The sequence below is a fragment of the Streptomyces odontomachicola genome (genome assembly GCF_039605595.1).
In the GTDB taxonomy this organism is placed as follows: domain Bacteria; phylum Actinomycetota; class Actinomycetes; order Streptomycetales; family Streptomycetaceae; genus Streptomyces.
The window spans coordinates 23,747-45,491 of the sequence record NZ_JBCFOK010000029.1; the positions used below are offsets into that span (position 1 = coordinate 23,747).

Below are 21,745 nucleotides of genomic sequence, written 5' to 3' on the forward strand. Positions count from 1 at the left end.
CGCCCCCACGCACGAGGAGCACCGCCATGCAGCACGAGCAGAACGCCGGGTCCGCGCAGGAGGCCCCGCAGGGCTTGCAGGAAGAACTCGTCGCCCTCCGCCGTGATCTCCACCGCGAACCGGAGACCGGGCTCCACCTCCCCCGCACCCAGGCCAAGGTGCTCGCCGCGCTCGACGGCCTCGGCCTGGAGATCAGCACCGGCGAGCGGCTCTCCTCGGTGACCGCCGTGCTGCGCGGCGGCGCGTGCGATGGACAGGGCCCCGTGGTGCTGCTGCGCGGCGACATGGACGCGCTCCCCGTGCAGGAGGAGAGCGGCGAGCCGTACGCATCCGAGGTGCCGGGCGCCATGCACGCCTGCGGTCACGACCTGCACACCGCGGGCCTGGTCGGCGCGGCGAAGCTGCTCGCCGCGCGGCGCGCGGAGCTCGCGGGGGACGTGGTGTTCATGTTCCAGCCCGGCGAGGAGGAGGGCGGCGGCGCCCGGTTGATGATCGAGGAGGGCGTGCTGGACGCCGCGGGGCGGCGGGCCGACGCCGCGTACGGGCTGCACGTCGCGGCCAACACGCTGCCGCTCGGCCTCGCGGCGACCCGTCCTGGAGCGCTGCTCGCCGCCTCCGACACGCTGCGCGTGACCGTGAACGGGCAGGGCGGGCACGGCTCTTCGCCGCACGCCGCGCAGGATCCGGTGCCGGCGGCCTGCGCGATGGTGACGGCGCTCCAGACGATGGTCACGCGCGAGTTCGACGCGTACGAGCCGGTGGTGATCTCGGTCGGGCTGCTGCGCGCGGGCACGGCCGCCAATGTCATCCCCGACACGGCCCACTTCGAGGCGACGGTGCGGACGCTGAGCGAGGAGCGGCGGTCCGCCGTGCGCGAGGCGGCCTCGCGGACAGTACGGGGCATCGCGGAGGCACACGGGCTGAGTTGCGAGGTCGCGTACGAGGAGGGGTATCCGGTGACGGCGAACGACCCCTCCGAGGCGGCGTACGCGCTGGAGGTGGCGCGCGAGGTGTTCGGAGCGCGGCGTGTGCTGGAGGCGCCGCGGCCCATGTCCGGGGCCGAGGACTTCTCGTTCGTCCTGCGGGAGGTTCCCGGCGCGTATCTGTTCCTGGGCGCGACACCGCCCGGCGCCGACCCCGTGACGGCGCCCTTCAACCACTCGCCGCGGGCCGTGTTCGACGACGCGGTGCTGGGTGACGGAGCGCTTCTTCTGGCCGAGCTTGCCGCTTCGCGCCTGCGGCATCGCTGAGCGCCTCTGCGCGGTTTGCGCTGTGACCGCCGGCCCGGATTGCTTTTGGCTGCTTTTCGCTGCGGCGGGATTCGGGTGGGTGGTTGCGCCCGTCTTGTGAGTTACGGCCCGGCCTACAACGCTCCGCGCCTCCGGCCGGGCCTTCGCCCGGACTGCGGCGTCCGCGGGTTGCGTATCGCCGAAAACGGGCATTCGCGGGTTAGTGGCGTTATTACCGCCCAGGAGTTACCTGGGGTGACAGCTCCGTTTCATGCACGCAATAAGTGCCCCGGAAAACACGCCTCTTCAAAGAATCTGCACAACGGGGCCGCAACCGTCGGACCGTCGGTAACCCCGTGCGGCTGAGCGGTCTCTTTGGCGCCGGAGTGTCCCCTTTGCGGTCAACCCGTCGACCGGGAAAGGGAAATGACGGAAGGCGATCCTGTGAAGGCGTCGGCACCATGCCGTGCACGAGGGCGCACGACTGCGAACTCACGTGCCGGAATGTCGTACCTATCCGAAGCCGACCGGTTGGCCGCACTGCCCGTCCCCATGCTTTGATCTGGCGCGTCGCGGAAGTTGTAGAACGGCACCCGGATTTCCGGGAACTGACGTCCGCTCACTCCCGGTGGGGTATGCCTATTCGGCATACCCGGCCATTGCCATTGAGGAACACACAGGAAGGGAAGGCCAGTCATGGACTTCACCCCCCAGGTTGAGACCGCTGAGATTTCGGACGCCGAGCTGGACAACGTGTCCGGCGGCCTGGTCGGCGGCGCCGTGAACGGCGCCCTCGGCACCGTCGACTCGGTTGCCCCGGTTTCCGAGGTCACCGGCACCGTGACCAAGACCACCGGCGTCGACACCTCCGGCGTCACCGGCCTGGTCTCCGGCCTCTGAGGTCTTCGCGCAACGGTGCCGCACCGCGTGCGGCACGTTCCCCGGCCCCGGAACACTTTCCGTTCCGGGGCCTACGGGCGCTTTTGCGCAATGCGCGCACAAGGGCCGCCGAACTGCGCCGAACTGCGCTTCCGGTGCGCTGTGTTAGCGTCCTGGCGCGCCGTCGCCGGTGAACACGTGCCGAGCACGCACCGGGGCGCCGAGGAGAATGCTGACGAATGCAGTTGAGGGAATAGTTCCGTGCAGTTCCGGCAAAAGGCGCTTGCCAAGTTGCAGTCGCCGGAGGAGCTGGACCTGCCGGTGCGCTACGCGCGGCCGCAGGGCCGGCTGATACTGGCCGTCACGGTCCTGGCGATGGCGGCGGCCTGCTTCTGGGCCGTCACGGGCACGGTGTCCTCCAAGCTGAGCGCCCCCGCCGTCCTCACCCACGCGCAGGGCAGCTACATGCTGCAGAGCCCGGTGTCCGGGCAGGTCACCCAGGTCCTCGCGAAGGAGGGCCAGATGGTGCGGGCCGGCACCCCGGTGCTGCGCCTGCGCACCGAGCGCGGTTACCGCGCCGTGCGGGCCGTGGCCACGGGGCGCGTCACCACGCTCGTCGCGAAGATCGGCTCGGTCGTCACCACCGGCAGGGACGTGGCCACCGTGGAGCGGATCTCGCACCCCGGCGAACCCCTGGTGGCCCTCGCGTACGTGCCGGCCAAGAGCGCCTCGACGGTGACCGCGGGCTCCCCCGTCGACCTCAGCGTCCAGTCCGTACCGGCGCAGCAGTACGGCGTGCTCAAGGGCAAGGTGAAGTCGGTCGGCTCCGGTCCCCAGTCGCGGCAGCAGATCGCCGGGTTCCTCGGCGACCAGCAGCTCGCGGGGCGGCTGTCCGCGCAGGGCTCGCCGGTCCCCGTGGTGGTGGAGCTGGAGCGCAAGGGCTCGGGTTACGCCTGGTCCACGAAGCAGGGACCGCCGAAGGGCCCCGAGTCCATGACACCGGCCGACGCCGCCCTGCACCTGCCGCCGCAGCGCCCGATCGATTGGCTGCTCCCGTGACCGCGCAGCAGGACCCCACCCAGCAAGGCCCCGCACAACAGAGCGCCGTGCACCAGGGACATCCGCAGCAGAACACGCAGCAGAACGCACCGGCGCAGGAGCAGCCACCGCAGGAGCCGCAGGCCGGCCCCGTACACCAGGCGCCCGAGGCAAGCCCCGTACAGCAGGCCCCCGAAGCAGGCCCCGTACAAGAGGCCGGTCCCGTGCAGCAGGCGCCCGCCGCGCAGCATCTGCCGCCCGCGCAGCCCGGCGGGCGCGGGAAGCACCGGCCGCCGGCCCGGCACGGGCGGCAGCGTACGCAGCGCAATCGCGCCAACCGGACGCGTCCCACCCCGGCGCAGGGGAAGACGAAGACGGTCCGCACGCCCACGGTGCTCCAGATGGAGGCCGTCGAGTGCGGCGCGGCCTCGCTGGCGATGGTGCTCGCGCACTACGGCAAGCACGTGCCGCTGGAGGAGCTGCGGATCGCCTGCGGCGTCTCCCGCGACGGCTCGCGGGCCAGCAACCTGCTGAAGGCGGCCAGGAGTTACGGGCTCCAGGCCAAGGGCATGCAGATGGAGCCCGCCGCGCTGGCCGGGGTGCGCTCGCCCGCGATCCTGTTCTGGGAGTTCAACCACTACGTCGTGTACGACGGGATGGGCCGCCGCTTCGGGCGCAAGGGCGTGCACATCAACGACCCGGACAAGGGCCGCAGGTTCGTGCCGATGGAGGAGTTCGACACGAGCTTCACCGGTGTGGTGCTCACCTTCGAGCCCTCCGAGGGCTTCCGGAAGGGCGGCCGCAAGCCGGGGATTCTGGGTGCCATGCCCGCGCGCCTGCGGGGTACCAGCGGCACCATGCTGGCCGCGCTGGTGGCGAGCCTGCTGCTGGTGGGCGTCGGCGCCGCTGTACCCGCGCTGAGCCGTACGTACATCGACATGTTCCTGCTCGGGAACCAGACCTCGCTGCTGGGCGTGCTGTTCGCCTCGATGGGCACGATGGTGGTGCTCACCGCGGCGCTGACCGCGTTGCAGCAGGCCAACCTGCTGCGCGGGCGGATCATCTCGTCCACCCTCGGCAGCGCGAGATTCTTCCGGCACCTGCTCCGGCTGCCCGTCACCTTCTTCGCGCAGCGCAATCCGGCCGATCTGGTGCAGCGCCTCCAGTCCAACGACACCGTCGCCGAGACCCTGGCCAGGGACCTCGCCGCGGCGGGCGTGGACGCCGTGGTGGTGGTGCTCTACGCGCTGCTGCTGTGGACGTACGACCCGCAGCTCACGGTCGTGGGCATCTCGATCGCGCTGCTCAACGTGCTGGCGATGCGGATCGTGATCAGGCTGCGGGCGACGCGTACGCAGAAGCTGCGGGCCGACACCGCGCGGCTGACCAACACCTCGTACTCCGGTCTGCAGTTGATCGAGACCATGAAGGCGACCGGCGGCGAGAACGGGTTCTTCCGCCGCTGGGCCGGGCAGCACGCCACGACGCTGGACGAGCAGCAGCGGCTCGGCGTGCCGACCGCCTGGCTGGCCGTGGTGGCGCCCACCCTCGCGGCGCTGAACAGCGCGATGATCCTGATGATCGGCGGCACCCGGGCCGTGGAGGGGCACATCTCCATCGGTCTGCTGGTCGCCTTCCAGTCGCTGGTCACCAGCTTCACCGCGCCCATCACCCGGCTGAACGGAGTGGCGGGCCGCATCCAGGACTTCGCCGCCGATGTGGCCCGGCTCAAGGACGTGGAGAACTTCCCGGCCGACTCGCTCTACACGCGTGACGAACCGGAGGCCAGCACCCGGCGGCTCAAGGGCCACGTCGCCCTGGAGAACGTCACCTTCGGCTACAGCCCCCTGGACAAGCCGCTGCTCACGGACTTCTCGCTGGCGCTGGGGCCCGGACAGCAGGTGGCGCTGGTCGGCGGCTCCGGCAGCGGCAAGTCCACGGTGTCGCGGCTCATCTCGGGCCTCTACAGCCCGTGGGAGGGCGCGATCAGGATCGACGGGCAGCGCCTGGAGGATCTCTCGCGCAGCGCGCTGGCCTCCTCCGTCTCCTTCGTGGACCAGGACGTCTTCCTCTTCGAGGGCACGGTGCGGGACAACGTGGCGCTGTGGGACCCCTCGATCCCGGACGAGGCGGTGACGGCCGCGCTCCAGGACGCCGCGATCCACGACGTGATCGCGCGGCGGGCCGGCGGCATCCACAGCCGCGTCGAGCAGGACGGCCGCAACTTCTCCGGCGGGCAGCGGCAACGTCTGGAGATCGCCAGGGCGTTGGTACGGCGGCCCAGCATCCTGGTCCTGGACGAGGTGACCAGCGCGCTGGACGCGGAGACCGAGCAGGTCATCATCGACAACCTGCGCCGCCGCGGCTGCGCCTGCGTCGTGATCGCGCACCGGCTGAGCACCGTGCGCGACAGCGACGAGATCGTGGTGCTGGACCACGGAACGATCGTGGAACGCGGCCGCCACGAGGACCTCGTGGCCGCGGGCGGCGCCTATGCCGAACTGGTCAAGGAGCACTGAGGTGGAGGCCGTTCAGCACCCGGGGCAGCCGGAGCAGCCCGAGCCCTCCGAGCCGCCGCAGAACCCGGCGCCAGGCGGCGAGGACCTGGTCGTCGGCGCCCTGGGCGGGCTCGGCGAACAGGTCGACTGCACCGGCGTGCGCAGCCTCGGCCTCGAGGGCCCGCAGGTGTTGTGGCTGGTCGCGGGCGGTGCGATGGACCTGTTCGCGGTGGACGCCGCGGCCCAGGGCCACTGGCACTTCCTCGGCAGGCTCGGCCCCGGCACCCTGCTGATCGGCCCGGTGCAGGGCCCGCAGCACACGCTGGTGGGGCGGCCGTTGCAGGAGTGCGCGCTGCGCCGCATCCAACTGCGCGAGCTGTACCGGCCCGAGCCGTCGGACCCGTACGGGAGCCAGTACGGGGATCCGTACGGCGGCCAGTCAGCAGACCCCTACGGGGACCCGTACGGGTACGGCGCCGGCGACACCTGGGGCGGGGGCAGCCCCGACGGTGCCCTGAGCCTGCTGGAGGACGCCTTCGCGCACGGCGTCGGGCGCGGCACACGGGTCCTGTTCGAGGCACCGCTGGACGGTCAGCTGGGCGACGCTGCCCAGCATCCGGAGGGCGCGGACGAGGACATCCTGTGGATGCCGGTGTCCCCTGGCAGCGTGCAGTACGGCGCCGCTTACGGAGCCGAGACCGCCCGCGACCTGCTGGTGGACGGCGCCATGTGGCAGCGCATGGTGAATCAGCAGTACCGGCTGCTGACCGCGCTGGACCGCTGGATCGAGCGCCTGGAGCGCGCGCACGAGGACCGTACGGCCGCGGGCATCGAGGCGGGCGAGGCGGTGCGCGCGCAGGCCGACCAGGCGCTGCTCGCCTCCATCGGCTCGACCGGCAAGTCGCCGGGCAGCACCCCGGGCGCGGAGGACGACGCGACCCTCGCGGTGTGCCGCATGGTCGGTGAAGCCTCCGGGATCACCCTGAGCGCACCCCAGGAGACCGGAACGGGCAACGACCGGATGAACCCGGTGGAGCGGATCGCCGTCGCCTCCCGCGTACGCACCCGCGTGGTGAAGCTGACCGGGGACTGGTGGCGGGAGAACAGCGGGCCGCTGGTCGGCCAGCGCGCGGAGACCGGCGAACCGGTGGCGCTGCTGTGGCGGCGCGGCCGCTACGAGGCGGTCGAGCCCGCGGGCTTCCCGGGATCCGGCGCGGACCCCGACGGCACGGCGGCCCTGTTCGGCGGCGCCGGGGAACGGCGTACACGTATCGGCCGCAAGAACGCCGGGCAGTTCGAGGCGCGCGGCGTGATGTTCTACAGGCCGCTGCCCGACAAGCCGCTCACACCATGGCAGTTGCTGCGCTTCAGCCTGCGCGGCACCCGCATGGAGATGCGGAACCTGCTGCTGGGCGGACTGGTCGCGGTGGGCCTCGGCGCGCTGGTGCCGGTCGCCACGGGACAGGTGCTGGGCACCTTCGTACCGCAGGCGCAGACGGATCTCATCGTGCAGATCCCGATGGCGCTGGTGGTGAGCAGCATCGTGGCGGCCGTGTTCATGCTGCTGCAGAACCTCTCGGTGCTGCGCATGGAGGGCCGGGTCGAGGCGACGCTCCAACCCGCGGTGTGGGACCGGCTGCTGGGGCTGCCCACGCGGTTCTTCACCGAGCGCTCCACCGGCGAACTGGCCGGCGCCGCCATGGGCGTGAGCACCATGCGCCGGCTGCTGTCCGGGGTGGGCCCGATCGCGATCCAAGCGTGCACGGTCGGCGCGATGAACCTCTTCCTGCTCCTCTTCTTCTCCGTCCCGCTGGCGCTGATGGGCCTCGCGCTGCTGGTCGTGATCGCCTCGGTGTTCCTCGGCATGGGCCTGTGGCAGCTCCGCTGGCAGCGGCAGCTCATCGAGCTCACCCACAAGCTCAACAACCGCGCCTTCCAGACCCTGCGCGGCCTGCCGAAGCTGCGGGTGGCGGCGGCGGAGAGCTTCGCTTACGCGGCGTGGGCGAGGGAGTTCGCGCGCAGCAGGGAGCTCCAGCAGCGGGTGGGCAGGATCAAGAACCTGACCACGGTGCTGAACGCGGTCTACCTGCCGCTCTGTTCGCTCACGATGTTCATGCTGATCGCCGGGCCCGCGCGGGGCAGCCTCTCGCCGAGCGCCTTCCTCACGTTCAACACCTCGGTGACCATGATGCTGACCTCGGCCACCCAGCTCACCAACGCGCTGATCTCGGCCTATTCGGCGCTGCCGATGTTCGAGCAGCTCAAGCCCGTACTGGACGAGCGCCCCGAGGTACGCGGCGGCAGCACCCAGCCCGGCGAGCTGTCCGGCGCGATCGAGGCGCGGCAGCTCTCCTTCCGCTACTCCGACGACGGCCCGCTGGTCCTGGACGACGTCTCCTTCCGCGTCGCGCCCGGCGAGTTCCTCGCGGTCGTCGGGGCGAGCGGCTGCGGCAAGTCCACCCTGCTCAGGCTGCTGATCGGCTTCGACAGCCCGGCCTCGGGGAGCGTGCTGTACGACGGCCAGGACCTGGCGGCGCTGGACCAGGCGGCGGTGCGGCGGCAGTGCGGCGTGGTGCTCCAGAACGCGCAGCCCTTCACCGGTTCGATCCTGGACAGCATCTGCGGCGCGGAGATGTTCTCGCAGGAGGAGGCGTGGGAGGCGGCCGCGATGGCGGGCCTCGCCGAGGACATCAAGCGGATGCCGATGGGCATGCACACGATGCTCTCGGACGGCGGCGGCACGATCTCCGGCGGCCAGCGCCAGCGCCTGATGATCGCCCAGGCCCTCATCCGCCGTCCCCGCCTGCTCTTCTTCGACGAGGCGACCAGCGCGCTGGACAACGAGACCCAGCGCATCGTCATCGACAGCACCCGCAAGCTGCGGGCCACGCGCATCGTGATCGCGCACCGGCTCTCCACGGTCATGGACGCGGACCGCGTCGTGGTCATGTCCGAGGGCAGGGTGGTCCAGCAGGGCCCGCCGGCCGAGCTCCTGGCCGACACGGGAGGGCAGCTGCACGAGCTGCTGCGGCGGCAGATGCGGTGAGGCTCTCGCCTGTGCCGCGCGCCGGGTGCCGAGCGGTACGAGGGTGTGGCCCGCTCACCGTGACACGGTGACCACGCCGTTCTCCCCCGTGCCGTCGTCGACGATCCGTACGGTCGCGCCCTTTCCGCCGTGTTCCGGGGCGGGGGCGGCGGCGGTCGCCAGGCCTCCGGCGGCGAGCAGCACGCCCGCCGTGACGAGCGCGGCGACGGCCCACATGCGCACGGCCGCGGTGGCGCTGCTCGGACCTCGCATGCGGCTCTCCTCTCCCACCCCGTCACCCACCGGGCGCCCTCATCCTCGGTGATCAATTCGCGCGTCCTCCAGGGCCGTTGGCCACCCCCGCGCGGGACGAAGGTCCCGTCCCGCTCCCGCATTCCGGTTCCGTCCTTCGCTCTCCGCCGGAATTCCGTCATTGCGGCACATATCAGCGGGCCGGGGAATGGGGGTAACGCGGAACGGGGGCGGGGCGCTGAGGGTGGTGCGGGCGGTGGAATTGCCCGTGCGGCGGAAGCGGCGGGAATTCCCTGAACCGGCCGTTTCCGCGCTTCAGTTCCGTTCAGTTCCGTTCCTTCCGGCATGTCCGGAAGCCCGTGCAGCCATCGAGATCGGGGATCACCGTGAGCAATTTCCATGAGCCGCCTCATCCCGCGCCCGACCCGTACAGGGGCGGCCCGCACGGCGGTCACCAGGGGCCCTACCCCGCCGAACCGGCACCACCGCCGCCGCCGTACGCGGAGCAGCGCCGCCCCCGCAGGGAGGGCGAGGGCGCGGACCGCGCCGCGCTCGTCATCCACACGATCGCGGACATCGCGGCGGGCTTTCTGGGGCTGTGGATACTCCTCTATCTGCTGGAGGCGAACCAGTCCAACATCTTCGTCACCTTCGTGGAGAGCGTCGCCGACTGGCTGGCGGGCTGGTCGCAGGACATCTTCACGATGGACACGGAGGGGTTGCGGGTGCTGCTCAACTACGGGCTGCCGGCGATCATTTACCTGGGAATCGGCCACGGCCTGGCGGCGAGGATTCGCCGCCTCTGAGAATTCACGAGGAATTCGCCCCCTTTCCGGGGCTCCGCCCCGGGCCCGGTCGGGCGCGTGGCTGGGTGGGTGCAGGGGCTGCGGTCCGCTGTGCCCACCCGTTCCGCCCCGACGGAACGAATGCCCACAGCTCGTACGGGGGGGGACACCCACATCCCGCCGCGGCGGAAAGCAACCACGCACACAGAGCCGTCGGCGGTCTAAGCTCCACCCGGCTCCACGGTGACGACAAGCACCACCGCGTCGTCGCCCAGGTCCGCCCCCACGTGCCGTTCCAGGTCCGCCCGCAGGGCGCGGAGGAGCTCAGGGGCGGGCTCACGGGACCAGCGCGACAACCGCTCGGCCAAGGGATAGAAGCGGCCCGCCGCATCCCGCGCCTCCGTCACCCCGTCCGTGCACAGCAGCACGCGGCGGCCCTCCAGCGCGACGCCCTCCGCCCTCCGGCGCTCCCTGGTGAGGGAGGCGAGCCCCAGGGGCAGCCCGGGCTCCTCCATCAGGGCCTCGCGGACGGGGCCGTCGCCCGGCCCGCCGAACAGCAGCGGCGGCACGTGCCCGCAGCTCACCATCCGCATCTCGCCCTCCCCCGGCGCCCGCGCCCCGTTCAGCTCCAGCAGCAGAGCCGTCACGAAACGCTGCTGGTCGGGGCGGTCGGCGCGCCGGTGGTGCCGGGTCACGGCGTTCTCCAGCCGCTCGGCGACCCCCTCCAGCGCGGGCTGGTAGTAGCCCGCCTCGCGGAAGGCGGCCAGTACGGACGCGCCGGTCCCCACCGCGTCGAGGCCCTTCCCCTGCACGTCCCCGATCAGCACCCGGATCCCGTACGGGGACTCCACCACCTCGTACAGGTCTCCCCCGAGCCGCGCCTCCGCCTCGGCCGCCGCGTAGAAGCCGTCGAGGCGCGCGCCCGGCGCGACCACCGGCAGCTCGGGCAGCAGCGCGCGCTGGAGCACCTCGAGAGAGACCCGGGCGCGCGCCAGGGTCTCGTTCCGCTCGGCCCGCACCCGGGCGAGCGCCACGCAGATCACCGAGACCACGGCGACGGAGCCGATGGTCAGCCAGTCGCCGAGCGGTTCGTCTGAGGGCTCGATGAACCCGTACAGCCCCAGCAGCGACGCGGTGCACAGCACCCCCATCGCCAGCGTCCACGGGGTGGCCAGCAGCCCGGCCGCCACGACGGGGACCAGGATCAGCGCGCTGCCGAACCACACGTACTGCCCCACGGTCAGCGAGACGACGAGCACGCCCGCGACGTACAGCAGCAGCACGAACGCCACGAGCGCCGCGGGAATCCCCCGGGCCCGCGGCCCCGCCGCCCGCTCCCCGGCCCGCCCGGAGAAACGCCCGGAGGAACGACCGGAGGAGCCGGCGTAAGAACGGCGACAAGAACGGCCGGAGGAACGGGCGCGGGAACGGATCACACGAAGCGGACGGAAGAGACAACGCACACCGAACACCACAGCACAAACGCACTTACCGGACACTTCACCCCACGCCCGGAACGGCCGAAAGCCCACCGGAACCTGAACCTCCGCTCCCCTCACTCGGGGTGATGGCTTACGGTGTGGCCCGTGAGCTGGGAGGGCACCTCCGCTCCCGCGCCCCGCACCGTCCGCACCGGCCCGGCGATCGCCGCCGCCGTGTGCGCCGTGGTGGCCGGGCTCGCGGGGAGCTGGGCGTATACGAGAGTGGGCGGTTCGGCCGGCGACGTCGCGCGGGACCTCGCCGTGGGCTGGGCGTACGCGGGCGCCGGGCTGGTGGCCTGGTGGCGCAGGCCGTCGAACCTGACCGGGCCGCTGATGCTGGCCGAGGGGATCACGTGGTTCCTCGGCAATCTCCAGGGCACCCACATCCCCGCGCTCTTCGCGCTGGGCGCCTGGTGGGAAGCGCTCAACATGGCGATCCTCGCCCATATCGTGCTGGCGTTCCCCGAGGGGCGGCTGACGTCACGGCCGGCGCGGCGGCTCGCGTACTTCGCGTACGGGCTGGTCGCGGTCGGCGGGCTGATCCGGGCGATGGTCTTCGACCCGGCGGTCAACACCGAGGCGACCTATCTGGACTGCCGCAGTTGCGGCCCCAACCCGCTCCACATCCCCGGCACTTCGGACCTCTTCCCCTATGTCGACGGGGTCTACCGGGGCATCGGCGTGCTCGTGTCCATCGCGGCCGTCACCATGATCGTGCTGCGCTGGAAGCGCGCCTCGGTCGCGCACCGCAGGGCGCTGCTGCCCGCCTGGACCACGATCGTGCTGGCCATCGCCTTCCTGGTGTGGGACCTGCTGGTCTACTCGCTGCCCGGCATGAGCCCCGCGGTCGAGCGCGCGGGCCTGCTCCTCGCCGACCTCTCCCAGGTGTCGGTGCCGCTGGCCTTCCTCGCCGGGCTGCTGCGCATGCAGCTCCAGCGCGCCGAGGTGAGCGGTCTGGTGATAGAGGTCGGCGCCGACCCGGCCCCCGGCAGGCTCCGCGAGGTGCTGTCCCGGGTGCTGGGCGATCCGGGGCTGCGGCTCGGACTGTGGCGCGAGGAGCGCGGCGCCTACCTCGACCACGAGGGGCGGGTCGTGGACGACGGCGGCGAGGGCGTGACCCGGGTCGACTCCTCGCGCGGCACCCCGCTGGCGCTGCTCCGCCACGAACCGGCGCTCGCCGAGGACCCCGACCTGCTCGGCTCGGTGGCCGCCGCGCTGCGGCTCGGACTGGAGAACGTCTGGCTGCGCAGCGAGGCGAAGGAGGTCACCTCGCGCATCGTGCGCGCGGCCGACAGCGAACGCCAGCGCCTGGAGCGGGACCTGCACGACGGCGCGCAGGCCCGGCTGGTCTTCGCGCTGATGACGCTGCGCCGGGTGGAACGGGGCGTGCGCGACCACCCCGACGAGGGGCTGCGGCGCTCCGTCGAGGAGGTCGAGCACAGCCTGCGGGCCGCGCTGGAGGAGCTGCGCGGCATCGCGCACGGCATCCACCCCGCGGTGCTGACCCGCGAGGGCCTGGGCCCCGCGCTCACCGAGCTGGCCGAGCAGGCGGCGCTGCCTGTGGTGGTGTCGGTGGAGCCGGGGCGATACGACCCGGTGGTGGAGTCGACCGCGTACTTCACCGTGTGCGAGGCGCTGTCGAACGCGGCCAAGCACGCGAAGGCGCAGGCCGTCAGCGTCTCGGCGCGCAGGGACGGCGGCAGGCTGATCGTGGAGACCGTGGACGACGGCGTCGGCGGCGCCGACACCGCGCTGGGCAGCGGGCTGCGCGGGCTCGCTGACCGGCTGGCCGCCGTGGACGGGATACTGGAGCTGGAGAGTCCCGCGGGCGGCGGGACGCGGATCAGGGCGGAGCTGCCGTGCGGGTGATCGTTGCCGAGGACTCGGCCGTACTGCGGGAGGGGATCGTACGGATCCTCACCGACGAGGGCTTCGAGGTGCCCGCGCACTGCGGGGACACCGGGCCGCTGCCCGCGCTGGTCGCCGAGCACCGGCCCGACGCCGTGCTGCTGGACATCCGGATGCCGCCGACGCACACCGACGAGGGCATCACGGCGGCCGTCGCGGTGCGCGAGCGGCACCCGGGCACGGGGGTGCTGCTCTTCTCGCAGTACGTCGAGACCACCGCGGCGGTGCGGGCGCTGGCCGGAGAGCCGAAGGGCTTCGGCTATCTGCTCAAGGACCGGGTGGCCGACATCGGCGAACTCGGCGAGGCCCTCAAGCGGGTGGCCTCCGGCGAGACCGTCGTGGACCCGGAGGTCGTCGAGCGGCTGATGGGGCGTCGGCGCGACGGCGATCCGCTGAAGAGCCTCACCCAGCGCGAATGGGATGTGCTGGCGCTCATGGCGGAGGGCCGGTCCAACGAGGCCATCGGCCGGCGGCTCTTCATCGGCGGCAAGACCGTGGAGACCCATGTGCGGAACATCTTCACCAAGCTCGGCCTGGCCGGCGACGACCTCACCGAGAACCGGCGGGTGATGGCGGTGCTCACCTATCTGCGCTCCTGAACGCCCGCGGGCGTCCGACCGCCCCCGTGCGTCCGGGACCTGCCGGAGTGCCGCGGGCCGGGGAGATTCGGGCTCCCCCGCCCCTGCCGCTCCGGGGACCGTCACGGTCCGCCGCGCAATCGAGCACCGCCTCAACTCGCCCCCCGTACCCCCGATTTCCCCTTCATTCCCCCTGCTCCCCCTCTGCCCCCGTTACCGGACCGCCCCGCGGAGGCGCTCCCCCGTATCCCCCGTGACCCCCGTCGAGGCCGCCGCGGAGCGGTGCCGGTGCAGTCGACTGTAGAGGGGCGAGGGGCGCGGAACATCGGGGTCAACCCTGAGATCTGCCCGGGACTCACCCCGACTACCGTGCCGGTTTGTTCCGTTCGTCCGCGATGCGGCGGATCTTCCCGACCGAGCGCTCCAGCGTCTCCGGGTCCACCACCTCGACCTCGACGCTGAGCCCGATGCCGTCCTTGACCTGCCGCGCGACGGCGGCCGCAGCGGACTCGCGCTCCGCGGTCGCGGCGTCCGCACGTGCTTCTACCCGCACGGTCATGTGATCCATGCGCCCGCACCGCGTCAGCCTGAGCTGGAAGTGCGGGGCGAGGGCCGGGATGCGCAGCAGGATCTCCTCGATCTGGCTGGGAAAGAGGTTCACGCCGCGCAGGATGATCATGTCGTCGCAGCGCCCGGTGATCTTCTGCATCCGCCGGAAAGCGGGCCGCGCCGTCCCCGGCAGCAGCCGCGTCAGATCGCGCGTGCGGTAGCGGATCACCGGCATGGCCTGCTTGGTGAGCGTGGTGAACACCAACTCGCCCTCGCCGCCCTCCTCCTGGACCTCCCCGGTGAAGGGGTCCACCACCTCCGGATAGAAGTGGTCCTCCCAGATCTGGAGCCCGTCCTTGGTCTCCACGCACTCCTGCGCCACGCCGGGGCCGATCACCTCCGACAGCCCGTAGATGTCCACGGCGTGGATGCCGAGCCGCTCCTCCATCTCGCGGCGCATCCCCTCCGTCCAGGGTTCGGCGCCGAAGATGCCGATGCGCAGGGAGGTCGTACGCGGGTCGATGCCGCGGCGCTCGAACTCGTCGATCAGGGTCAGCATGTACGAGGGCGTGACCATGATGATCTCGGGCTCGAAGTCCTGGATGATCTGCACCTGACGTGCCGTCATGCCGCCGGACACCGGGATCACCGTGCAGCCCGCGCGCTCGGCCCCGTAGTGCGCGCCGAGCCCGCCGGTGAACAGGCCGTATCCGTACGCGATGTGCACCTTGTCGCCCGGCCTGCCGCCGGCGGCGCGGATCGAGCGGGCCACGACGTCGGCCCACATGTCCAGGTCCTCCTCGGTGTAGCCGACCACCGTGGGGCGGCCCGTGGTGCCGCTGGAGGCGTGCAGCCTGCGGATGCGGTCCATGGGGACGGCGAACATCCCGAAGGGGTAGGCGTCGCGCAGATCGTCCTTGCTCGTGAAGGGGAAGCGGGCCAGGTCCTCCAGCGTCTCGCAGTCCTCGGGGCGCACGCCGTGCGCGTCGAACTTGGCGCGGTACGCGGGGATGTGCGTGTACGCCGTGTGCAGGGTGCTCTGGAGGAGCTTGAGCTGGCGGGCGCGCAGCTCCTCGTGCGTCAGCCGCTCCCCGGCGTCCCTGAGCCCGTCCGGCAACGGCTCTCCCGACGTACGCGCCACAGCTCCCACCAGCCTCTGCTTCCCGACCGATCATTCGGTTTTGGCGCGATCAAGTTATTCAGGAGGGTGTACGGGGTGTCAATGGTCGCGCGCGGTGTGCGTGCTGCGGCGCGTGTGCGCGCGGCTCAGCCGAGGGCGGCCATGCGGGAGGCGGCGAGCTCCAGTTGGAGCGCGCGGTCGTCCGGGGTACGGCGGGGGCAGGCCGCGCACTTGGCCTCGCCCGGGGCCTCGTAGATGAGGCAGCACGAGCCGCGTCGTACGAACCGCTCCACCTCGGGCGCGTCCGGCGGCGGGGGCGGGAAGAGGCCGTCGCTGCCGTCCGGCACCCGTACGTCGACCCAGCGCGGCTCCGGGAGCGGGGCGCCGATCTCCGCGGCGAGGGAGCGGGCGTGGCCGGTGCTCTCCTCCAGCCCTCCGGTCTCGCGCCCGGCCCGTACGAGCAGGCCGGCCAGCGAGTCGGCGGCGATCGACCACAGGGGGCGCGGGCGCATGCCGGCCGCGGCCGCGAGGCCGTCGGCGCAGGTCGCAATCAGCTCGCGCAGGGGTCCGGTGAGCGGGCCGTCGCAGGGGGTGGTGGTGCGGGCCGCCACCAGCCGTCCCGCCTCGGCGAAGCGGAGCTCCAGGCCCTCCGGGCCCGGGTGGACGGCGCGGCCGGCGAGGAAGTCGGTGAGCAGGGGCGGGGCTAGGAGCACCGTGCTGGCGGTGTACCACCAGAGGGTGGCGGCGACGCGGGGGCTGTCGGTGCGCCAGCGTTGGGCGGAGGCGCGTACTTGGTCCCGCATCCACGCGGGGTCGCGGAGCCTTGCGCCGTCCGCGGTGGCGATGAAGGGCAGCGGGCCGGTGGGCGGGTCCGCGAGGCCGGTCATCATCGCGGCGTTCGGCGCGTGTTGCGCGGCCACGCGCAGCAGGTCGGTGCCGGTGTCGCTCGCCGTACGTGCCATACGGGTCACCGTATCCCGGCGCGCGGGCGGGACCCCGTCCCGCTGGGGGTGGCGCGGGAGCGGGGTCTTACGTCCGCTGTGCCCACCCGTTCCGCCCCTGCGGAACGACTGCCCACAGCTCGTACGGGGGGGGCGGCGAGCAACCCACAGCGCTCCGCAACCCACACTTCGGTAGCCGACCACGCCTCGTGCGGAGCAAGGCTCGACCGGAGGCGCGGAGCGTCGTAGGGCGGGCCGTCACTCACAAGGCAGTCGGAACCACCCACCCACATCCCGCCGCAGTGGAAAGCAACCAAAAGCGCGGCCGACCGGCGGTCAAGACGCTAAGCACCCCACCGCGCACAAAGCCGGCAGGCTCAATCTCCCAGCTCGACATCCGCCGACAAATCGACACTCTGGACCCCCTCCGTCCGGAACAGCGCTGCCGTCAGGCGCTGAGTCCTGTCCTCCCTCCCGGAGAGGCGGAGGATTACGCGCGCCACACCGGCCTCCTGGTCCGGCTCGCGGTCCTCCACGCTCACCTGGAGGATGCGGAAGCCCTGCGTCGTGCACTCCTCCATCAGCCGCGGCAGCAGGCTCAGCCCGGTCCGGTAGGTGAGGCGGATGGTCGGCTCGCTCGTGGCGGGCCCGCGCGAGAGGCGGGCCGAGAGGAACGGATAGCCGCGCACGACCAGGAAGTGCACGGCCGTCGCCGCCGTGGCCAGCAGCGCGAGGCCGCCGCCCACCGCCATGCCGATCGCGCAGGTGAGCCAGATCGTGGCGGCCGTCGTCAGCCCCCGTACCGAATCCCTGCGTACGAAGATCAGGCCGCCGCCGATGAAGCCGATGCCGGAGACGATCTGCGCGGCGACCCGCGAGGGGTCGAAGCTGGCGTTCTCCAGGCCCAGCACGTTGGTGAACCCGTGCTGCGACACCATCATCATCAGCGCCGACGCGACGCCGACCAGCGCATGGGTGCGCAGCCCCGCGCTCTTCTGCTGCGATCCGCGCTCCCAGCCGACGAGGGTGGACAGGACCAGCGCCAGGCCCAGTTCACCCAGCTGACGCAGGCTCTGGTCGGACGAGATCTCCCAGATCGGAGCGGCGAGCTCACGCACGATCGGCTCCCTTCCACACGTAAGGCGGTCGCAGCACGATTCGCGACGCTACCGCCTCCCGCACCCGATCCCTGCTGTAGAGCAGCGGGAACGCGCCGTCCTCCGCCCACGTGCCGAACAGGTCGCGGTAGTGCGGGCTGCGCGGGTCGCCCGACTGGCCCGGGGAGTTGATGGCCAGCGACTCGTCCCAGGCGCCGACGTCGATCACCAGCCGGAAGCTGGCCCCGGCGAACTGCCGGAAGTCCGCGGCGTAGGCGGTCGCGCTCACCGTGTCCCCGCTCCCGCCCCGCGGCGCGGGCCCGACACCCGCCCACTCCGGCACCACAGCGCCCGGCGGCAGCAGCGCGGCGACGGGGTGGGTGAGCCGCGCATGGTGCAGCGAACCCCAGGACCAGCGGGAACGGTCGGGCCCGAGCAGCCCGGCGAGTTCGGCATCCGCGTCCGCGAGGGTGTCCAGGAGCAGCGAGGCCGGCGCGTCCGGAAGCAGCCGCAGGTCGACGCGGGGATCGGCCGGCGCGTCGGCGGCGGGCAGTACACGCGCAAGCGCGGCCTCCACCCGCTCCTCCGGCACCAGCCCCCGCAGCGCGCGGCGCAGCAACGCGGGCCGCAGATGCCGCCGGTACCAGACCTCGAAGAGGGCACCGGCGGCGGACCCGGTGTCCAGAACCCCGTCCCACCCCGCCAGCAGGGCGAGCGCATCTCGCACACGGCGCGCGGAATCGGCCCCCTCGCCGGAGGCGGCATCCCGCAGCACGGCCAGGATCCTCCGCGCCGGAAGGCTCACGCCGTCGTTCTGGAGCCGTACGCAGTCCCGTACCGTCCAGTCCTCGCGCGCGGCGAGCGCCTCGGAGATGCGCTGGTGGCGCGTGGGCGCATACCAGTCGTGAGTGACGGGGCGTTCGGCATGCGGATAATCGGCGGGCAGATTGTGCTGGTTGGCGGTGGCGAACCAGCCCTCGGCCGGATCGCGTACGGAGGGCAGCAGGTCCACCGGGTGGTGGCCGCGCCACTCGTACCGGCCGTCCCCCGGCACAGGGAACGTGCCGTCCCAGTCGTCCCGGGCAGGAACACGTCCGGCGGGGCGCCAGCCCACGGTGCCATCCGGTGCGGCGTACACCTGGTTCTCGCCGGGCGCGCCCCAGCGCGACAGCGCGGCGGTGAAGGCGTCCGGGTCCTCGGCGCGCATGTAGTCCATGCTGCCCAGGTAGGGCGCCATGCCGGGCTCCAGCCAGGCGGCGCGCACCGCGAACGCCGCGTGCCGCTCGGGGCGTTCGCGGATCACCGGTCCGTGCCGGGTGAACCACAGCTCGGCCTCCACGTCCTCGCCGCCGAGCACTGGGATGGTCTCGCGCACCAGGGTCATGGGCTCCCAGTGGTCCTGGTACCGGTACTCGCGCGGATTGTCCGGGTTGGTCTCGTAGACGTACAGGTCCTCCTGGTCGATCGGGAAGATCGTGAGGCCGAAGGCGAGGCGGCCGTTGTGGCCGATGGAGACGCCGGGCAGCGCGGGTTCGCCGGCGCCGATCACGTCGATGCCGGGCGCGGAGAGGTGCGCCATGTAGCGCAGCGAGGGCAGGGTGACCGGCCGGTGCGGGTCGTTGGCGAGGAGGGGGCGCCCGGTCGCCGTACGGGACGGGGCGAGGACCCAGTTGTTGCTGCCGTCGATGCCGGGGCGCGGCGCGCTGCCCGGCGCCCAGGGCGGGACGGTGGCCTTGCGGTAGACGTCCAGCACGTCGTCGGGGATCACCGAGAGGTCCAGGCCCTCGGGGACCCGCAGCCGGTGCCCCTCGGGGTCGCGCACCTTGCGCAGCTCCTCGACCTCGGGGCCCAGCTCGGGGCCGAAGTCCCGGAGCGTGAGCGCCCTGTCGACCTCGTCCTGGAGGTTGTACTGCAAGCCGTGGCTGCGGATGCGGGCCACGTCGGAGGGGTTCCAGAGCGAGGGCCCGTACCCCAGCAGCCCGAATTCCGGCGGGAGCAGCTCGGGACGCTCGCGGCACAGCCGCACGTACGCGTTGACGCCCTCGGTGAAGGCGCGGGCGACGCGCTCGGTGCCGGGTCCGTACGCCTCCCACTCCTCCTCCATGCCGCCGCGGTAGAGGAACAGCCGCGCGGCGCGGTCGTGTTCGGCGCATTCCGGGCCGAACACCTCGGAGAGCAGGCCGAGTCCGCGGCGCCGCCACAGGTCGATCTGGAAGAGCCGGTCGCGCGCCGCGTTGAAGCCCTGCGCGCGGAAGAGGTCGTCCTCGGACTCCGCGTACAGATGCGGCACGCCCCAGCGGTCGACGAGGATCTCGACGGGCTCCGACAGGCCCTCGACCTCGTACGCCGTGGAGTCGGTGGAGTCGTACGCCGTGGTGCCGGTGGAGTCGTCCGCTGCCGTCATGCCCGCTCCCCCGCCAAGTCCCCGGCTCCGCTGTGCTCCTGCTCCCGCTGTCCGGTGCGGCCTCCGCGCAGGACCGTTACGGCCGCCGTGACCAGCAGGTTCGCGGCCAGCGCGAGGATGCCGCCGTTGATGCCGTGCCACGGGTCGTTGCCGGTGGTCCACAGCAGGACGGTGACGGCGAGGCCGACGGCCAGGCCCGCGACGGCGGCCGCCGCGGTCATCCGCCGCCAGTAGAGGGCGAGCAGCACCACCGGTACGAGCTGGGCGAGGCCCTGGTACGAGAGCAGGGAGAGCTGCACCAGCGTGTCGGGGTGGAAGAGGCTGCCCGCCAGGGCGATGAGCCCGGCGAGGAAGCAGACGAGCTGGGACAGCCGCTTGTTGCGCAGGTCGCGCGCGCCGCCCGCTTCGGCCGCTTCGGCGGCCGGCTTGCGGAAGCGGGGGTCGGAGCCGTTGCCGCCGCCCAGCACGGTGCGGCCCCACAGCGTGCCGATCGACAGCATGAACACGCTCATCGGCACGATCGCCGACAGCGCGCCCGCGACCCCGACGATCGCCACCACGGGCGCCGGGAGCGACTTGGTGACCAGGCTGAACAGGGCCAGGTCGGGGTTGCCGAGTGCGGGCAGCACGAACAGCGCGGTGGCGCCGATCATCATCGGGATGAAGAGCAGGAGCTGGTACCAGGGCAGCAGCAGCGCGTTGCGGCGCAGCGCGTTGGCGTTCTTCGCGCTCAGATAACCGGCGACGGTGGTCGGGAAGATGGTGATGGTCACGGCGTTGAGCAGCAGCGTGCTCGCGAACCACGCGCCGTTCCTGCCCTCCGAGGCGTGCCCGGGGAAGGTCAGCCACTCCGGTTTCTCCGCGACCATGCGCTGCATGAAGTCGCCGAGCCCGCCCAGGAAGTGCATCGGGATGTACACCGCGAGGAACACGACGACGCCGATCACGAGCACGTCCTTGAGCACGCTCACCCAGGCCGATCCCCGTAGCCCCGACACCAGGATGAACGCCTCGGCGACCACGAACGAGACCACGGCAGCCGTCTTCAGCCCGATGCTGCCGTAGCTCATCGCGTTGACGACCACGCCCATGCCCTGGATCTGCACCTGGATGTAGGGGATCAGGAACACGGTGGCCACGACCGCGACCACGATGCCCAGGGGGCGGGAGCGGAAGCGGTGTTCGGCCATGTCCGCGATGGAGATGAGCCCGTTGCGGCTGGCGTACGTCCACAGCGCCGGACCGATCACGTACGCCACCGCGAAGCCGACCGTGAGGTAGGCGACGAGGTAGAGGATCGGGACGCCGTAGCTGTAGGTCCAGCCCGCGGTACCGAGGAAGGAGAAGCTGGTGTAGCTCTCGCCCGCCATCAGCAGCCAGATGAACAGCACGCCGAGACCGCGGCTGGACACCGACCACTCGGCGAGCCCCTTGTCCCGGCCGCGCGCGCTGAGCACGCCGGTGAGGAGGGTGAGCACCATGGCCACGGCGAAGATGCCGGTGGCGATCGCGGCGGAGCCGCTCATCGGGCGCCTCCCCGGGGGTCGGCATCGCGCGAGTCAGCGTCAGCGGTCGGGGCGTCCACTCCGGGCAGCGGCTCGTCCGCGCCTTCCCGGTACGCCGGGTCGAGGCGGGCGGCGAGCCAGATCACCAGCGGGCTGAGCACGGTCGCCGCGATGATCCAGGCGAGCAGGAAGGGCACGCCCAGCACCCGCGGCTCGATGCGGTTGGCGACCAGCGGCGCGGCGCAGTACAGCGCGGCGGGCACCAGGAGCAGCCACAGCGCGTGGCGGCGGGGGCGCGGGCTCGGCGCGGGCGAGGCGCCCGGCCCCGATGGGCCGCCGGGCTCACCTGACGCTGCGGACTGCGCGGACTGCTCGTGCTGCGGGGGCGGTTCGGGCATGGCTCCTCGGCGGGTGCTCTCTGGGGTGCTCTCTGGCGGGGAAGGGGATCATTCGGGG

At 72.3% G+C, this 21,745-nt stretch carries 16 protein-coding genes; 8 read left to right on the forward strand and 8 right to left on the reverse strand.

Annotated features, from left to right (window positions below):
* The first annotated feature begins 26 nt into the window (after positions 1 to 26).
* From ABEE00_RS34295 to ABEE00_RS34315, 5 genes are all read left to right on the forward strand, one after another.
* Positions 27 to 1,250 (forward strand): M20 metallopeptidase family protein, encoded by a 1,224-nt coding sequence (locus ABEE00_RS34295; protein ID WP_345749714.1) that lies wholly within the window; start codon positions 27 to 29, stop codon positions 1,248 to 1,250.
* A 675-nt stretch (positions 1,251 to 1,925) separates the two neighbouring features.
* A complete protein-coding gene (locus tag ABEE00_RS34300; protein WP_345749715.1) occupies positions 1,926 to 2,129 on the forward strand; it encodes a type A2 lantipeptide in 204 nt (67 codons plus the stop codon).
* Between the two features lie 240 nt (positions 2,130 to 2,369).
* On the forward strand, positions 2,370 to 3,167 hold the full coding sequence (locus ABEE00_RS34305; protein ID WP_345749716.1) for an HlyD family efflux transporter periplasmic adaptor subunit: 798 nt from the start codon (positions 2,370 to 2,372) through the stop codon (positions 3,165 to 3,167).
* Positions 3,168 to 3,538: 371 nt separating this feature from the next.
* Positions 3,539 to 5,665, forward strand: a complete 2,127-nt coding sequence (locus ABEE00_RS34310; RefSeq protein ID WP_345749740.1) for an NHLP family bacteriocin export ABC transporter peptidase/permease/ATPase subunit — start codon at positions 3,539 to 3,541, stop codon at positions 5,663 to 5,665.
* 1 nt (position 5,666) lies between these two features.
* Entirely contained in the window at positions 5,667 to 8,690 is a 3,024-nt protein-coding gene (locus ABEE00_RS34315; RefSeq protein WP_451918740.1) for an NHLP bacteriocin export ABC transporter permease/ATPase subunit, read from the forward strand.
* 54 nt (positions 8,691 to 8,744) lie between these two features.
* Here the strand turns inward: ABEE00_RS34315 and ABEE00_RS34320 are convergent, their stop codons facing one another.
* Positions 8,745 to 8,942 (reverse strand): hypothetical protein, encoded by a 198-nt coding sequence (locus ABEE00_RS34320; RefSeq protein WP_345749717.1) that lies wholly within the window; start codon positions 8,940 to 8,942, stop codon positions 8,745 to 8,747.
* Positions 8,943 to 9,307: 365 nt separating this feature from the next.
* On the opposite strand from ABEE00_RS34320, the gene ABEE00_RS34325 reads away from it, so the two are divergent.
* Complete coding sequence (locus tag ABEE00_RS34325; protein ID WP_345749718.1) at positions 9,308 to 9,727, forward strand: hypothetical protein; 420 nt, start codon at positions 9,308 to 9,310, stop codon at positions 9,725 to 9,727.
* A 200-nt stretch (positions 9,728 to 9,927) separates the two neighbouring features.
* Here ABEE00_RS34325 and ABEE00_RS34330 read toward each other — a convergent pair whose 3' ends face one another.
* Positions 9,928 to 10,998 carry a PP2C family protein-serine/threonine phosphatase gene (locus ABEE00_RS34330; RefSeq protein ID WP_345749719.1) on the reverse strand — a complete coding sequence of 357 codons (1,071 nt, stop codon included), beginning with the start codon at positions 10,996 to 10,998 and terminating at the stop codon, positions 9,928 to 9,930.
* Between the two features lie 294 nt (positions 10,999 to 11,292).
* On the opposite strand from ABEE00_RS34330, the gene ABEE00_RS34335 reads away from it, so the two are divergent.
* Positions 11,293 to 13,056: a sensor histidine kinase gene (locus ABEE00_RS34335; RefSeq protein ID WP_345749720.1), complete on the forward strand. Its 1,764-nt coding sequence runs from the start codon at positions 11,293 to 11,295 to the stop codon at positions 13,054 to 13,056.
* Positions 13,053 to 13,694, forward strand: coding sequence for a response regulator transcription factor (locus tag ABEE00_RS34340; RefSeq protein WP_345749742.1), 642 nt, complete (start codon positions 13,053 to 13,055; stop codon positions 13,692 to 13,694). The genes ABEE00_RS34335 and ABEE00_RS34340 overlap by 4 nt, the downstream gene beginning before the upstream one ends.
* A gap of 343 nt (positions 13,695 to 14,037) precedes the next feature.
* Here ABEE00_RS34340 and paaK read toward each other — a convergent pair whose 3' ends face one another.
* The 6 genes from paaK to ABEE00_RS34370 form a co-directional block, all read right to left on the reverse strand.
* Positions 14,038 to 15,372, reverse strand: a complete 1,335-nt coding sequence (gene paaK / locus ABEE00_RS34345; protein WP_345749721.1) for a phenylacetate--CoA ligase PaaK — start codon at positions 15,370 to 15,372, stop codon at positions 14,038 to 14,040.
* Positions 15,373 to 15,488: 116 nt separating this feature from the next.
* On the reverse strand, positions 15,489 to 16,304 hold the full coding sequence (locus tag ABEE00_RS34350) for a (2Fe-2S)-binding protein (protein WP_345749722.1): 816 nt from the start codon (positions 16,302 to 16,304) through the stop codon (positions 15,489 to 15,491).
* A 356-nt stretch (positions 16,305 to 16,660) separates the two neighbouring features.
* A complete protein-coding gene (locus ABEE00_RS34355) occupies positions 16,661 to 17,401 on the reverse strand; it encodes an MgtC/SapB family protein (protein ID WP_345749723.1) in 741 nt (246 codons plus the stop codon).
* Entirely contained in the window at positions 17,394 to 19,784 is a 2,391-nt protein-coding gene (locus tag ABEE00_RS34360) for a penicillin acylase family protein (protein WP_345749724.1), read from the reverse strand. The genes ABEE00_RS34355 and ABEE00_RS34360 overlap by 8 nt, the downstream gene beginning before the upstream one ends.
* A complete protein-coding gene (locus tag ABEE00_RS34365) occupies positions 19,781 to 21,310 on the reverse strand; it encodes a sodium:solute symporter family protein (protein ID WP_345749725.1) in 1,530 nt (509 codons plus the stop codon). The genes ABEE00_RS34360 and ABEE00_RS34365 overlap by 4 nt, the downstream gene beginning before the upstream one ends.
* Positions 21,307 to 21,687, reverse strand: a complete 381-nt coding sequence (locus tag ABEE00_RS34370; protein ID WP_345749726.1) for a DUF3311 domain-containing protein — start codon at positions 21,685 to 21,687, stop codon at positions 21,307 to 21,309. The genes ABEE00_RS34365 and ABEE00_RS34370 overlap by 4 nt, the downstream gene beginning before the upstream one ends.
* Positions 21,688 to 21,745: the final 58 nt, after the last annotated feature.

Bases quoted from the DNA above. Each gene is read 5' to 3' on its own strand.
- ABEE00_RS34295 (WP_345749714.1), top strand. From the start codon at position 27: ATGCAGCACGAGCAGAACGCCGGGTCCGCGCAGGAGGCCCCGCAGGGC.
- ABEE00_RS34300 (WP_345749715.1), top strand. From the start codon at position 1,926: ATGGACTTCACCCCCCAGGTTGAGACCGCTGAGATTTCGGACGCCGAG.
- ABEE00_RS34320 (WP_345749717.1), bottom strand. From the start codon at position 8,942: ATGCGAGGTCCGAGCAGCGCCACCGCGGCCGTGCGCATGTGGGCCGTC.
- ABEE00_RS34350 (WP_345749722.1), bottom strand. From the start codon at position 16,304: ATGGCACGTACGGCGAGCGACACCGGCACCGACCTGCTGCGCGTGGCC.
- ABEE00_RS34360 (WP_345749724.1), bottom strand. From the start codon at position 19,784: ATGACGGCAGCGGACGACTCCACCGGCACCACGGCGTACGACTCCACC.
- ABEE00_RS34365 (WP_345749725.1), bottom strand. From the start codon at position 21,310: ATGAGCGGCTCCGCCGCGATCGCCACCGGCATCTTCGCCGTGGCCATG.
- ABEE00_RS34370 (WP_345749726.1), bottom strand. From the start codon at position 21,687: ATGCCCGAACCGCCCCCGCAGCACGAGCAGTCCGCGCAGTCCGCAGCG.